This is a genomic window from Saccharospirillum sp. MSK14-1, from assembly GCF_003054965.1.
Classification (GTDB): domain Bacteria; phylum Pseudomonadota; class Gammaproteobacteria; order Pseudomonadales; family Natronospirillaceae; genus Saccharospirillum.
This window is the reverse complement of the sequence record NZ_MIES01000026.1, coordinates 895,560-909,064: the sequence shown is the minus strand read 5'-3', so window position 1 is coordinate 909,064 and position 13,505 is coordinate 895,560. Positions and strand designations below refer to the sequence as shown.

14 protein-coding genes are annotated in these 13,505 nt (G+C 56.5%); 1 reads left to right on the top strand and 13 read right to left on the bottom strand.

The genetic code is table 11. The annotated features are described in order from the left end of the window. Positions 1-8: 8 nt before the first annotated feature. The 4 genes from BGP77_RS08140 to rluD all read right to left on the bottom strand — a co-directional run bounded on the left by BGP77_RS08140 (position 9) and on the right by rluD (position 5,594). Positions 9-1,070, bottom strand: coding sequence for a LacI family DNA-binding transcriptional regulator (locus tag BGP77_RS08140; RefSeq protein ID WP_108164203.1), 1,062 nt, complete (start codon positions 1,068-1,070; stop codon positions 9-11). A 128-nt stretch (positions 1,071-1,198) separates the two neighbouring features. Then, positions 1,199-3,778: an ATP-dependent chaperone ClpB gene (gene clpB / locus BGP77_RS08135; RefSeq protein ID WP_108164202.1), complete on the bottom strand. Its 2,580-nt coding sequence runs from the start codon at positions 3,776-3,778 to the stop codon at positions 1,199-1,201. A gap of 119 nt (positions 3,779-3,897) precedes the next feature. Then, entirely contained in the window at positions 3,898-4,626 is a 729-nt protein-coding gene (gene pgeF, locus BGP77_RS08130; RefSeq protein WP_108164201.1) for a peptidoglycan editing factor PgeF, read from the bottom strand. Continuing rightward, a complete protein-coding gene (rluD, locus tag BGP77_RS08125; protein ID WP_108164200.1) occupies positions 4,623-5,594 on the bottom strand; it encodes a 23S rRNA pseudouridine(1911/1915/1917) synthase RluD in 972 nt (323 codons plus the stop codon). The genes pgeF and rluD overlap by 4 nt, the downstream gene beginning before the upstream one ends. A gap of 65 nt (positions 5,595-5,659) precedes the next feature. On the opposite strand from rluD, the gene BGP77_RS08120 reads away from it, so the two are divergent. Then, on the top strand, positions 5,660-6,484 hold the full coding sequence (locus BGP77_RS08120) for an outer membrane protein assembly factor BamD (protein WP_158269317.1): 825 nt from the start codon (positions 5,660-5,662) through the stop codon (positions 6,482-6,484). 4 nt (positions 6,485-6,488) lie between these two features. Here the strand turns inward: BGP77_RS08120 and BGP77_RS08115 are convergent, their stop codons facing one another. The 9 genes from BGP77_RS08115 to fkpB form a co-directional block, all read right to left on the bottom strand. Beyond that, positions 6,489-7,145, bottom strand: coding sequence for an HAD family hydrolase (locus tag BGP77_RS08115; protein WP_158269316.1), 657 nt, complete (start codon positions 7,143-7,145; stop codon positions 6,489-6,491). Next, positions 7,142-8,764, bottom strand: a complete 1,623-nt coding sequence (locus tag BGP77_RS08110; protein ID WP_108164197.1) for an NAD+ synthase — start codon at positions 8,762-8,764, stop codon at positions 7,142-7,144. Before BGP77_RS08110 ends, BGP77_RS08115 begins: the two co-directional genes overlap by 4 nt. Before the next feature lie 84 nt (positions 8,765-8,848). Then, positions 8,849-9,340 carry a type IV pilin protein gene (locus tag BGP77_RS08105; RefSeq protein ID WP_108164406.1) on the bottom strand — a complete coding sequence of 164 codons (492 nt, stop codon included), beginning with the start codon at positions 9,338-9,340 and terminating at the stop codon, positions 8,849-8,851. Between the two features lie 26 nt (positions 9,341-9,366). After that, on the bottom strand, positions 9,367-10,029 hold the full coding sequence (locus tag BGP77_RS08100) for a hypothetical protein (RefSeq protein ID WP_146171219.1): 663 nt from the start codon (positions 10,027-10,029) through the stop codon (positions 9,367-9,369). A gap of 2 nt (positions 10,030-10,031) precedes the next feature. Continuing rightward, the gene (locus tag BGP77_RS08095) at positions 10,032-11,009 is read right to left on the bottom strand and encodes a PilW family protein (protein ID WP_158269315.1); all 978 of its coding nucleotides are present in this window, start codon (positions 11,007-11,009) and stop codon (positions 10,032-10,034) included. Positions 11,010-11,023: 14 nt separating this feature from the next. After that, complete coding sequence (gene pilV / locus BGP77_RS08090) at positions 11,024-11,476, bottom strand: type IV pilus modification protein PilV (protein ID WP_108164195.1); 453 nt, start codon at positions 11,474-11,476, stop codon at positions 11,024-11,026. Continuing rightward, entirely contained in the window at positions 11,473-12,003 is a 531-nt protein-coding gene (locus tag BGP77_RS08085) for a GspH/FimT family protein (RefSeq protein WP_158269314.1), read from the bottom strand. The genes pilV and BGP77_RS08085 overlap by 4 nt, the downstream gene beginning before the upstream one ends. A 124-nt stretch (positions 12,004-12,127) precedes the next feature. Next, positions 12,128-13,075: a 4-hydroxy-3-methylbut-2-enyl diphosphate reductase gene (ispH, locus tag BGP77_RS08080; protein ID WP_108164194.1), complete on the bottom strand. Its 948-nt coding sequence runs from the start codon at positions 13,073-13,075 to the stop codon at positions 12,128-12,130. Further along, positions 13,065-13,505 (bottom strand): FKBP-type peptidyl-prolyl cis-trans isomerase, encoded by a 441-nt coding sequence (fkpB, locus tag BGP77_RS08075; protein WP_108164193.1) that lies wholly within the window; start codon positions 13,503-13,505, stop codon positions 13,065-13,067. The genes ispH and fkpB overlap by 11 nt, the downstream gene beginning before the upstream one ends.

Sequence of the window (13,505 nt, the reverse complement as noted above, 5' to 3'; positions counted from 1 at the left end):
TTAGACTGTCAGGCAGTGAACGCCGGACAGGGAGCCAGAGTGGCTCCAGGGTGGAAGGTGCACGGCAACGTCACCTGCATAGCAGCGTGCGCTAACGGTCGCTCTAACCGAGACAGCAACGAAATCAGGGCCTGAAAACCCATCTCTTCGCGCGGAATGGTAAAGCCGCACCAGTCCAAATTCAGTTCGGTCGGAGCGTCAGGCTCGCCGAGCAGGCCGATGGTGAAATCGTCAGGCACGCTCAGGCCACGCTCGACCAGTAATCGATACAGTTGTTCGGCATGCAGGATGTCTTCGACCACCGCCGCGGTGGCACCCGCGCTCAAAACGCCATCGAGCCAGGCGGCATCGAGGTCTTTAACGTCACAACGATGTACCAGCGTGGCGTCTTCATCAATCAGTTCGCGCCCCAACGCATCCTGGTAGCCGGCTTCACGGTCGTGATGACGTTCAATTGGCTTGGTCTCACCCAGGTAGAGCACGTGGCGGTGACCCTGGGTGCTGAACTGCGCCAGCACGTCCAGTGTCGCGCGTCGGTAATCAGCCGCGACGTAGCTGAGACTGCGATCCGGGGCGTCTTTACGGCCGATGTAGACAAACGGAAAGCCTTCGTCGTCGAGCCGTTGTAAGTCTTCCGGCGCCGGATTACGACCCAGCAACACAACCCCATCGGCCAGTGCCAGACGATTGATGCCATCGCTGTAAATGGCGCGGCGACCGTTCTTCACCGGCGCCGAGGTAAACAGCATCAAGTCATACCCATTGGCTTCGGCGGCTTTTTCGACACCGAGCAGGAATGGCCGGAAGAAGTCATTCTGCTCTTTGGGAAAGACCGCCTCAAAGCTGAACAAGCCAATGATGCGGCGCTTACCACCGGCCAGTGTCTGGGCGACGACGTCAGGGACGTAGTTGAGCTGCTTCATCGCCTCGAGCACCCGCAGCCGGGTTTCATCGCTGACCCGGATGTTGTGGTTACTCTTGCCACGAATCACCGTCGACACCACCGCCGGCGACACGCCTGCCAGGCGGGCGACGTCAGACTGAGTGGCGCGTTTACGGGTGTTGGACATGGCAGCAAGTCACCTAAGAAGCGTTGTTGTTTTGCAGTGATAACCGTGAAGATAAAGCGCTTTATCAACCCTGTCAAATCCCGCCCATAAAAAACCCGGGCAGTGCCCGGGTCGTGGTTAAGAGCGATTCAGTGCCCCACGGTAAAGACAATCTGGTCGTCACGCAGGTCGGCTTCAATGCCATCGCCATAACCAAAATCACCGCGCAGCAGCGATTGCGCCAGGCCGTTTTCCAGCTCTCGCTGAATGCTTCGCTTGAGCGGACGCGCGCCATACACCGGGTCGTAACCAGCGGCGCAGAGCTTGTCCATGGCCGCTTCAGTCAGATGCAGCTTCAAACCTTGCTCGGCCAGACGCTTGCGCAGCGCATCGAGCTGAATATCGGCGATACCACGAATCTGATCTTCGGCCAGCGGATGGAACACCACCACTTCATCCACGCGGTTGATGAATTCCGGCCGGAAATGCTGACCAACCACCTCCATCACCGCGGATTTCATCGACTCGTAGTTTTCTTCACCGGCGAGCGACTGAATGATGTCGCTACCCAGGTTTGAGGTCATCACCACGACGGTGTTGCGGAAATCGACGGTGCGACCTTGGCCGTCAGTCAGGCGACCATCGTCGAGCACTTGCAACAGGATGTTGAACACATCCGGGTGTGCTTTTTCGACTTCATCGAGCAGGATCACCGAATAAGGCCGACGGCGTACCGCTTCGGTCAGGTAACCGCCTTCTTCGTAACCGACGTAACCCGGAGGTGCGCCAATCAGACGAGCGACCGAATGCTTCTCCATAAATTCGGACATATCGATACGCACCATGGCTTCTTCGGTATCGAACAGAAAACCGGCCAGCGCTTTGCACAGTTCGGTTTTGCCGACACCGGTCGGGCCGAGGAAAAGGAAAGAGCCGTTCGGCCGGTTCGGATCGGACAGACCTGAACGCGAACGGCGAATGGCGTTGGCCACCGCTTCAACCGCTTCGTGCTGACCGACTACCCGACCATGAAGGTTATCTTCCATGCGCAGCAGTTTTTCGCGCTCGCCTTCGAGCATCTTATCGACCGGAATACCCGTCCAGCGCGCGATAACGTTGGCGATGCTTTCGTCGGTCACCTTGTTATGCAGCAGTTGCATGTCCATCATTTCTGCTTGGCTCGCCATATCGAGCTGCTTTTGCAGGTCGGGAATGCGGCCATATTGCAGTTCGGACATGTGCGCCAGATCACCGGTACGACGGGCATTTTCCAGCTCAACTCGAGTTTGTTCTAACGCTTCTTTAATCGACTGCGTACCCTGCACCGCCGCTTTTTCGGTGTTCCAGATTTCTTCCAGATCGGCGTATTCGCGCTCCAGTTGTTCGATGGTGCTGTTCAACTGATCGAGCGTTTTTCGGGTGAGTTTATCGTCGTCTTTCTTCAGCGCTTCGGCTTCGATTTTCAGCTGAATTAAACGCCGCTCGAGCTTGTCCATGCTTTCCGGTTTGGAATCGATTTCCATACGGATGCGACTGGCCGCTTCGTCAACCAGATCGATGGCTTTATCGGGTAATTGCCGATCGGTGATGTAGCGCTGCGACAGTTTTACCGCGGCAATAATGGCCGAGTCGGTGATGGTGACACCGTGGTGCACTTCGTAGCGTTCTTTCAGCCCGCGCAGGATCGCAATGGAGTCTTCTTCCGTCGGTTCGTTAACAACAACCTTTTGAAAACGCCGTTCTAACGCACCGTCTTTTTCGATGTGCTGGCGATATTCATTGAGCGTTGTGGCACCGACGCAATGCAGTTCGCCGCGCGCCAACGCCGGCTTCAACATATTGCCAGCGTCCATAGCGCCCTCGGCTTTACCGGCACCCACCATGGTGTGCAACTCATCGATAAACAGAATGATCTGACCTTCCTGTTTCGACAGCTCATTGAGTACAGCTTTTAAGCGTTCTTCGAATTCGCCGCGGTATTTGGCACCCGCGAGCAAGGCGCCCAAATCGAGCGACAACACTCGTTTATTCTTCAGATTCTCCGGCACTTCGCCATTTACAATACGCTGCGCCAGCCCTTCAACGATGGCGGTTTTACCGACACCGGGTTCGCCGATGAGCACCGGATTGTTTTTACGACGACGTTGCAACACCTGAATGGTGCGACGAATTTCATCATCGCGACCGATCACCGGATCCAGCTTGCCGGATTCGGCGCGTTCGGTCAGATCGATGGTGTAACGTTCCAAGGCCTGACGGCTTTCTTCAGCTTCGGCACTGTTCACCGATTCGCCGCCCCGGATGGAATCGATGACCGCTTCCAGTTTGGCGCTGGTGGCGCCGGCTTCCTGCAGCAAGGAGGCGATGCGCGAGCGATCCTGAACCATGGCCAGAACCACCAGTTCACTGGCGATAAACTGGTCGTCGCGTTTTTGCGCCAACTTGTCGGCCAGATTCATCACACGGCCGAGGTCGCTGGACATATTCACTTCGCCGTCGTGATTATCGATCACGGCCAAGCCGTCGAGATAATGACCCAGCGACTGCTTTAACTGACCCAGATTCACGCCCGCCTGGTTCAGCATCGGCACGATGGACGAGCCTTTTTGCTCAATCAGCGCCTGCAGCAAGTGCGCCGGTTCCATAAAATTATGATCCCGCCCAAGCGCAATGGATTGGGCGTCTGAGAGCGCGACCTGCAGTTTCGAGGTCAAACGATCAATTCGCATAAGACGTCCTCATTGAGGTTTTTCATTAACCAAGCAGATAGGGGCGCACTTGGCAATAACAAGCACTTGAAATGACGACGCTTGACCCGGGTCAAGTGCAAGGGGGGAGCCGCTGGGAATCAGCCCTCAATCCAGATCAGATTCGCCATACGGCCAGTCTGACCATCGCGTCGGTAAGAGAAATAGTGCTCGGCCTGTACGAAGGTGCAGTCACCACTGAAATAGACCTTGGCGACTCCGGCCTGCTGCAACCAGGCGGCGGCCAGGGCCGGTAAATCGGCGAGCCATTTACCGGCTTTATCGTTGGCATGAAAGGCAGCTTCTGCTTGCGGCCAGCCAGCAAACGCCTCGACAACGTCCGCCCCAACTTCAAAGGCACCCGGGCCGATGGCCGGACCGAGTCCGCAATACACAGTTGCCGGATCATCGAACTGTGCCAGCGTATTGGCCAGCACACCGCCGGCGAGACCACGCCAGCCAGCATGAGCGACGGCGACCTGACGGCCGTCCTGCTGCCAGAAAAACACCGGCAAACAGTCGGCGGTCATCACACAGGCGGCGAGCCCGGGTTCAACAGCAAGTGCCGCATCAGCAGCCTCGCCGTTGTCACTGAGGCGGACATCTTTGATGTCGGTTCCATGCACCTGACTGAGCCAGCGAATCTCAGTGCAACCAGGCAGTGAAGTGAGTAATTGCTGACGATTGGCGTCCACCGCCGCGGCATCGTCGCCAACATGATGCGCCACATTGAAACGGTCGAACGGCGCCGAACTGACACCACCCGTGCGCTGTGTCCAGGCCAGGCGAACGCCATCAGGCAGTGGCCAGTCTGGGAAAACAACGTTCATGGCAGATCGCCTTCCACTTCGGCTTCCAGCAGCGCCAGAAGATCAATCAGGTCGTCCGGCAACTCCGATTCCCAAGCCATTACCTCACCGCTTTTCGGATGCTGCAACTCCAGCCGTGCCGCGTGCAATGCCTGCCGACCAAAGTTGCGCAAAGCTTCAGCCACCTGCGGATGAACCCCCTTGGGCAAACGATGGCGACCGGCGTAGAGCGGATCGCCCACCAATGGATAGCCGATGTGCGAGAGATGCACTCGAATCTGGTGAGTGCGGCCGCTTTCGAGCTTGCAGCGCACCAGAGTGTGATTGCGGAATCGCTCCAGCACCCGATAGTGAGTGATCGCTTCCTTACCGACCGGCGTGACCGCCATCTTCACGCGCTGGGTCGGGTGACGGCCGATGGGTTCATCAACCGTGCCGCCGCCCGTCATCACACCACTGGCCACCGCCTCATATTCGCGGCCCATGGTTCGGGTTTGCAATTGATTTACCAAGGAGGTGTGAGCGGTCAGACTGCGCGCCACAACCATCAAACCGGTGGTGTCTTTGTCGAGTCGATGCACGATGCCGGCTCGTGGCACCTGCGCCAGTTCGGGGTAGTGATACAGCAAACCATTTAATACCGTACCGCCGGGAGTGCCGGCGCCGGGGTGCACCACCAGACCCGCCGGCTTATCGATTACGATGATATCGTCATCGGCGTATACCACATCCAGCTCGACCGGCTCGGCTTCCCAGCGTTCATCGGCCTCCAAAGCGGCATCCAGCTGCAGTGTTTCACCACCGATGAGCTTGTCTTTGGGTTTGCGCACCTGACCATCGACCAGCAACTCGCCGTCTTTGATCCATTGTTGGATGCGCGAGCGAGAATGCTCACTGAACAGGGTGGCGGCAATCTGGTCAAAGCGTTTACGGCCCAGCTCCAGTGGAACTTCTACCGTTTCGATCAGGCGCTCGGCGGATGCGATCATTGGTGCCCTTAGGTGACTGTGGTTACAATACCCGCCCATTGTACGTCACCGGCCGGATTCAACCCATGCCTTCGTTGTTCACCAAACTCGTTACTCTGTTCATTTTAGTGACCGGCCTCAGCGGCTGTGCGCTGTTCGGTTCCAATGATGCCGAATCGGAACAAGCGCTTTACGAACAGGCGTCGGACTACATCGACAGCCGCAATTTCGACCTGGCCATCGATACGCTGGAACAATTGCAAAACCGATTTCCTTTTGGTCGCTACGCCCAGCAAACTCAGCTCGACCTGATGTTTGCCCGCTACAGCAGCCGCGACTTTGCCCAAGCCGTGCTGGACGCCGACCGTTTCACGCGCTTGAACCCAGACCATCCCAGCGTTGATTACGCCTGGTACCTCAAGGGCATGAGCTACTACCGGCTCTACGAACAGAATGCCGGCATTACGGGCCGCGGGGATTTGGCACAGCGTTCACAACAGGATGGCGAGCGGGCCTTCGTGGCACTGAAAGACTACACCGACCAGTTCCCGAATTCGGATTATCGCAGTGACGCCATCGATACGATGATTCTGCTGAAGGATGCGCTGGCGCGGCATGAGTTAGTGGTCGCCGACTACTACATGCGCCGCGACGCCTGGATTGCTGCAGCAGAGCGCGCCAAGGTTGTTCAAACACACTATCCGGGTGTCAGTGCACAGAGCGATGCTCTGGTGGTGTTGATTGAATCTTATGATGCGCTGGAGCGCCCGGATGATCGCGCCATCGCTCTGGCGCAATTGCGCGAACACTACCCTGAGCACCCCACCCTGCGCAGTGGCGAATACCGCTCGCCCTATATCGAGCAGGAGCGTTGGTGGGTCAAACTGCTGACGCTCGGTTGGTTCAGCTAAACCGTCAGCAAACGCAGACTAAGCTGGCGCGAATAGCTGCCAGCAATTCATCCGGGGTGTCGACCAGGCGGTGGGCACCCCCTTCTTGCAAGGCGTTGTTTTCACCATACCCCCAAGCAACGCCGATGGCCGTCAGGTCGTTGGCGCGGGCGGCTTCCATATCGTAGTGAGTGTCACCAATCATCAGCGTTTCCGCCGGGCTTAACCCTTCTTCGGACAGCAAATGCGCCAACAGTTCGGGCTTATGACCGAAGACCCCGCCGTCTTCTGAGCCGTACACCTCAATGAACCAGCGATCCAACCCCGTCAATGTCAATAATTCACGAGCGACAGGCCGATATTTCGCCGTCGCTACGAACTGCTGACAGCCGGCTTCTGCCAGCGCGCCGAGCACTGACTCAACCCCTTCAAAGACGGGTATGTCAGCCAAGGTGTCGTCGCAGAGCGCGCGATAATGACGTACCGCAGCGTCAACCAGCGCGTCGTCGTTCGTATTCAAAAAGTGTGCAAAAGTGGGATGAATTGACGGTCCGATAAAGGGCCTCAATTCATCAAACGACAAGGGTGCCAGATCGAACGCGGCGCGGGTTTGATTCATCGCTTGCGCGATGACCGGCATGGAATCGACCAGCGTGCCATCCAAGTCCCATAAAATATTCATCGGCCGGGCTTCCATCCTTGAGTAATGGGGTAACGTCGATCCCGGCCAAAGCCACGCGGTGTAACCCGCACGCCTTCTGGTGCCTGGCGGCGTTTGTATTCGTTGATATCGATAAGGCGAATGACGTGAGCGGCGACATCGCGTTCGAAGCCCGCTGCGACGATGGTATCGAGGCTTTCATCACGTTCGACGTAGCGTTCGATGATGGCATCGAGAATGTCATAGCCCGGCAGACTGTCTTCATCTTTCTGATCCGGCGCAAGTTCGGCCGATGGCGGACGGGTAATCACGCGCTCCGGAATCGCTTCGCCCTGGCTATTACGCCAACGTGCCAACCGGTAGACCCAGGTTTTGGGCACGTCTTTGAGGGCGTTAAAACCGCCGCACATATCGCCGTACAAGGTGGCATAGCCCACGGCCATCTCACTCTTGTTGCCGGTGGTCAGCACCATGGAACCGAGTTTGTTCGACAGCGCCATCAAAAACAGACCGCGCAACCGCGATTGCATGTTTTGCTCCGTGGTGTCGACGGCCTTGCCATCAAACATAGGCGCCAAGGTGGCGTAAGCCGCTTCGTAAGCATCGCCTATCGGCAGCACTTCGTAGCGAATGCCCAGCAGCTTGGCTTCAGCTTCGGCGTCTTCCAAGCTCATCTTAGCGGTGTATTGATAGGGCATCATCACCGCGGTTACCCGGTCCGGGCCGAGCGCATCCACGGCTATGGCGGCACTTAATGCGGAGTCGATGCCGCCGGAAAGACCCAACACCACCCCCGGAAAACCATTGCGATTCACGTAGTCGGCCAGGCCCAATTTCAGCGCTTCGTAGAGCGATGCTTCAACCGACAACACCGGTGCCTTAGCGGGTTCGGTGACCCGCCAACCGGACTCGGTGCGTTCCAAATCGCAGCTGTGCAAGCATTCACGATAAGCGGGCAACGTCAGGTTGATGCTGCCATCGGCTTCAGCAATAAACGAAGCGCCATCAAACACCAATTCGTCCTGACCACCGATGTGGTTAACGTACACCGTGGTCATATTGGTCGAACGCGCCACCCGCCCCACCTGTTCATGGCGCTGGGCTTCGCGATCAATGTGATAAGGACTGCCGTTGATGTTGATGTTGATCTCGGCACCGGCTTCAGCTGCGCGACGAGCCGGGCCGTCGTACCAGATGTCTTCACAAATGGTCAGCGCAATCTTGGCCCCTTTGAATTCGAACACGCAGGTTTCACTGGCTTTGGTGAAATAGCGCTTTTCATCAAACACCTGATAATTGGGCAGGTGTTGCTTTCGATAATCAGCGATAACCCGGCCGTGTTGCACCACCATCGCCTTGTTATACAGCTTGCCCGCCTCGCGTTCGGGATACCCCACCACCATCGCAATCGAAAGCTCGGCAGCTTTCAGCCGATCAATGGCCTCGCTGATGCGTAATTCCAGGCTGGGGCGCAGCAGTAAATCTTCCGGCGGATAACCGGCCAGGGTGAGCTCGGGGAAAACAATAAGATCGGCACCATCGGCCTGCGCCTGATGCGCCAGATCGAGCACCTTGTCGGTGTTACCGGGAATGTCGCCCACCGGAAACCGGAACTGGGCCAGAGCGACGCGCAATGTCATGACAGGCGAACCCTTGTCGCGAGCGGGGCGGTATTGTCCGGCAAAGACCGGGTCAGGACAAGTCCGAGCCGGACGAGCGCGGCATTACCAGCAGGGGTCGTCTGGACCGGGGTCGTTCTGTTGACCGCTTTGGTTGTAAGAACGTTTGCGGCCTAGATGGTCGAGGGTGAAGACAGCACAGAGATCGTCTGGCGTTTGTGACTTCGCCGGTGTTGCCGCCAGCGTAAAACAAGGATCGCCACTGCAAAGCACTTGAATGCCCACCGGGTTCGTTAGCATCAGCTCACCCTGTTCAGCCAGCACGGTTGTCAGTTGGTAAAACCCTTGAGGTGAATTCACACCGCTCAATTCAGCGGGCGATTCACTGTAGCGCATCTCACGCACCCATAATTGTTGTTGCACATTGGCAGCGTTAAACAACAAGACATGGGCATCGCTGCGGCGGGCTTGCCGCACTTGCTGCTGATAATTGGGTAATGCGATGGCCGTCAGCAACGCCAAAATAGCCAGTGCCAGCATGATCTCTACCAAGGTAAACCCCCATTGAGTTCGGTGAGGAATTGAAGAGTGCAACATCCTGTCGCTCCTGTTGATCAACGCCGCTAGGGCAGAAAAAGAATCGGTACCTCACGCCAGCTTTGCCGACCCAGTTGAGGTGAATAAAGGGTTTGCAGCAGAAGACGAGAATGGCCATCGCGGCCGCGGCTATAGGCGCTGATACGGTACAGAGGTTGCCAGTGACTGAGTTGATAGCGCTTTTCAGAGTTCTCAGCCTCAAGCGGATTCAATGGAATAAAGCAGCGCCACTCGACTAAAACCGGCGCGCTGGCAATAAGGTCGCCATCGGCATCGTAGAGTGGCCAATCCTGAGTTTTATTCGGCTCCGTCCAAAGTGAACGCTGCTGAAACAGCTCCGCTTCGCGCGATAACGGGTTAAGGCTACAACGATGTAAATCCTCGCTGTCCAACTCTAGACGGCCGCTGAAGCACAAGCCTTTATCGCACAAACTGGAAAAACACTCGCCGCTGGGCTGGCACAATTGGCCTTCGGCACTGAGACTAAAGCCTGCCTCATCCAACCAGCTTTCAGTTTGTAACACAGCCGCTTCAGCCAATTGCCGAGCGCGGCTGCGTTCACCGATTCCGCCACTCATTCGAGTTTCGATCTGTGCCAGCCGCACGGCCGCCGTGGCAGCGATCCCAAGCACCAGCAGTAACACCAACACCAGTATTAACACCACACCACGTTGGGATTTGCTTGCCACCGTCACAGCACTCCGTTCGCTAAACGAACCTGAGCCGTCAGGCTGAGCGTCAGATCTTCACCGCCGATGGACTGGCTTTCGGCGCGCATGGTTAAAGTAATTTCCACGGCAACCAACTGATCGAAACTGAGATGATTGGCGGCGTTGATTTGCGCGGCATTAAAGTAACGATCAATCACACCGTCGACTGGGTTGGAGGTATCCAGACCGTAACGCAATTGCAGGTCGTCCACGCCTTCAATGATTTCCTGGTTGCTGCCATTAAAATTAAGACGCCACAGCGACGTACCCTCTGTGAGGCTTTTGCTGCTCGGCGGGTGAATGGCGTAGCCGATATGCTCAATAGCAAAAAGTTGAGCATCGGGCGAATAACGACGGCTTGGATCGGCGTTGGCGAGCTGATCACAGTCAAAATTGCCGCGCAGAATATGACTGCAGTTAGCACCGCCGGCTTCGACCTCAACGCTGCTGTTGGTGGAGTCAGTCACTTGAAAGATCGCCATATTTGAACAGTCGCTATCAACCAAGGCGACTATTGGTTCATTGTCGAACTCTATGCCCGAGGTCGTCGTTAGCAGCGTGCTGACCGTGTTACTGCTCTGACTAATAAGCTTGCGACTGTGGTCAAACTGAAACCGTCGCACCGCCAGCACATCGGTGCCATCGACAATGCCTTTGCCAAAGTCATCGACGTCGTCCCAGCCGTACAACCAGGACTCGGTGCGATTGCCAACCAGGTTGGCAATCGGGATCGACTGAAGGTCGCAACCGACAAAACCGGCCTGACGAATATCCGCCGCCAGATAACTCAGCGCCATACGGGCGTTTTCCTGTAACCGCGCCTGCTGCAGCAACAGCTGGTAGCTGCGCTGGCCGCTCAACAATATTTGAATCGCACCGCCGATGACGACCAAAGACAACGTCAAAGCGATCAGTAATTCGATCAGACTGAAGCCGTGTTGCTTAGACCGGGGGTGCATTACGGTCAGCGCATTCATAGCCGGGTTACAAAAACGAATTCTGGACGGACACCTTCGACCGATGCTGCCAACCGAATGGTCAGCTGAAATTGCCGTCCGTCGCGCTGATTAGCCGCCGTAGCGCCGGGCAGGATGTCATCCAGTTGCTGCAGCCAAAGGCTTAAGTCATGGTCGGCAATGCGATCCGGGCTGCAATCATGACGGGCGCAATCCGGCGCTGATGGCGTGTTGTTCGAGGTATCAAACAGATAGCCATTGTGATTCAGTGCCTGCACCGGATTAGCCCGCATCCGGCCAAACCAATCATCGGCCATCCAGGAAGCGCGCGAGTATTGCAAAGCATCACTGCTCAGTCGCAATGCCTGGCTTTGTGCACTGGCAAAACCCAGTAAACCGATGGCGAGCAACAACACGGCAATCAAGACTTCAACCAGTGTGGTGCCCTTTTGTTGAACGGCTGTCGTCATTCGCAATCGTCCTCTATTGCGGCGTAACGAATCCGGCCTTGCAGTGAGACAGCAATGCGCTGGACATACTCAATGTCTTGGCGGCACAGATAAAAGGACGCGGCATTGGCACGGCCGCGGCGATCAAACGTAATTGCCTGCGTGCGGTTAAAACGGATGAGGACATCACCGGGTGAATCTTCGTAGACAGACAGCAAAGGCTCGTTGCTCTGATGATTTTTATCGTTATTCACATCGATAAAAATCATCCAGCCAGCGGACCAATCGGTACCCGGATTAAGGCAAGTCAGGCTGGAAGGATCGGTAATAAAGAGGTTGGTACTGGTACACACAGCCACCGGCAAACCGAGCGATAAGGCTTGTGAACGGGCGAAACTGAGATCAGCAAACAAATCATCACGCAACCGATCGGCGCTTTGGGTTTGAATCAGTTGACGGTAGCTGGGCAACGCCAGAGCGCTCAATATTCCAAGCAGCGCCAGGCTCAGCAACAGTTCGATCAGCGTCAGTCCTTTCGCTGTGTGCATGCCTTTCATCCGTGTCAGGCGTGGAACAGACAGGCTAATCGAGCGGTGATCGAAAAGTCAGCAGGCAGTGGCGGCTGGGTATCGGTTTTGCCAACCGCTTCAAGGTTTACGCCGCCGGTCGGGCTTAACCCAAATCCTTCATGCGCAGTTCACGAGGTATCGAGAAGGTGATGTTTTCAGGAATGCCGTCGAGTTCGACCGGGGCTTCAGCGCCAATGGCTTTTAATCCGTCCAGCACTTGAGTGACGAGAATTTCCGGGGCGGACGCACCGGCGGTCACACCAATGCGCTGTTTGCCTTCGAACCATTCGGCTTGCAGCTGGCTGGCATCGTCGAGCAGATGGGCTTCGCAGCCCATGCGTTCAGCCAACTCGCGCAGTCGGTTGGAGTTGGAAGAATTCGGCGAACCGACCACCAAAACAATATCACATTCGGCGGCGAGGGTTTTCACCGCGTCCTGACGGTTCTGAGTGGCGTAACAGATGTCGTCTTTGCGCGGCCCCTGAATCATCGGGAAACGTGCGCGCAGTGCATCGATAATGCGCGCAGTGTCGTCCATCGACAGCGTGGTTTGGGTGACATAGGCCAGGCGAGATTCATCGCGCACCGGCAGGTTGGCGACGTCGTCTTCGTCTTCCACCAAGTAAATATCGCCACCCTGGCTGTGGTCGTACTGACCCATGGTGCCTTCCACTTCCGGATGGCCACGGTGACCGATCAAAATGCATTCCATACCGTCGGCGCTGTAGCGCGAGACTTCCAGATGCACCTTGGTCACCAGCGGACAGGTAGCGTCGAACACTTTCAAACCACGTTTGTCAGCTTCTGTACGCACCGCCTGGGACACGCCATGGGCGGAAAAAATGACCAGTTGGTTGTCTGGCACTTCATCCAACTCATCAACAAAGACAGCTCCGCGCTGGCGCAAATCGTCGACCACAAACTTGTTGTGCACCACTTCATGACGCACGTACAGCGGCGCACCGTAAAGCTCCAGTGCCCGGTTAACAATATCGATGGCGCGGTCCACTCCAGCGCAGAAGCCGCGCGGATTGGCCAGTTTAATGTCCATCAGTCGCGCTCTCTATGGCGAGAATTTCCACTTCGAAGTCCAGCGTTTTGCCAGCCAACGGGTGGTTGAAGTCCACTGTAACAAAGTCGCCTTCGATTTCCGCAATCACACCGGGTAACTCATTGTTACCGGCGTCTGCGAACGACATGACCATACCCGGTTCAATCTCCGCGCCGAACTGGTCACGCTTGAAGTTTTGCAGGTTTTGCGGATTGTGCTGACCGAACGCATCTTCCGGTTCAACCCGAACCGTTCGGTGATCACCGACGGCCAACCCCATCAGATGGCGCTCGAAACCTTCCGGCAGGTTGCCATCGCCAATGGTCAAGGTCGCCGGTGCTTTATCGAATGTCGAATCGACGGTTTCACCGCTGTCCAGACGCAACGCAAAATGCAGCGTGATGGTGGCATTTTCCTGAATCACATCCAT

Excerpts from the sequence above, each read along its gene's own strand:
- pgeF (WP_108164201.1), bottom strand. The coding sequence starts at position 4,626 with ATGAACGTTGTTTTCCCAGACTGGCCACTGCCTGATGGCGTTCGCCTG.
- BGP77_RS08095 (WP_158269315.1), bottom strand. The coding sequence starts at position 11,009 with ATGCACCCCCGGTCTAAGCAACACGGCTTCAGTCTGATCGAATTACTG.
- fkpB (WP_108164193.1), bottom strand. The coding sequence starts at position 13,505 with ATGGATGTGATTCAGGAAAATGCCACCATCACGCTGCATTTTGCGTTG.
- BGP77_RS08140 (WP_108164203.1), bottom strand. The coding sequence starts at position 1,070 with ATGTCCAACACCCGTAAACGCGCCACTCAGTCTGACGTCGCCCGCCTG.
- BGP77_RS08110 (WP_108164197.1), bottom strand. The coding sequence starts at position 8,764 with ATGACATTGCGCGTCGCTCTGGCCCAGTTCCGGTTTCCGGTGGGCGAC.
- BGP77_RS08105 (WP_108164406.1), bottom strand. The coding sequence starts at position 9,340 with ATGTTGCACTCTTCAATTCCTCACCGAACTCAATGGGGGTTTACCTTG.
- BGP77_RS08085 (WP_158269314.1), bottom strand. The coding sequence starts at position 12,003 with ATGCACACAGCGAAAGGACTGACGCTGATCGAACTGTTGCTGAGCCTG.
- pilV (WP_108164195.1), bottom strand. The coding sequence starts at position 11,476 with ATGACGACAGCCGTTCAACAAAAGGGCACCACACTGGTTGAAGTCTTG.
- BGP77_RS08120 (WP_158269317.1), top strand. The coding sequence starts at position 5,660 with ATGCCTTCGTTGTTCACCAAACTCGTTACTCTGTTCATTTTAGTGACC.
- BGP77_RS08115 (WP_158269316.1), bottom strand. The coding sequence starts at position 7,145 with ATGAATATTTTATGGGACTTGGATGGCACGCTGGTCGATTCCATGCCG.
- rluD (WP_108164200.1), bottom strand. The coding sequence starts at position 5,594 with ATGATCGCATCCGCCGAGCGCCTGATCGAAACGGTAGAAGTTCCACTG.
- ispH (WP_108164194.1), bottom strand. The coding sequence starts at position 13,075 with ATGGACATTAAACTGGCCAATCCGCGCGGCTTCTGCGCTGGAGTGGAC.
- clpB (WP_108164202.1), bottom strand. The coding sequence starts at position 3,778 with ATGCGAATTGATCGTTTGACCTCGAAACTGCAGGTCGCGCTCTCAGAC.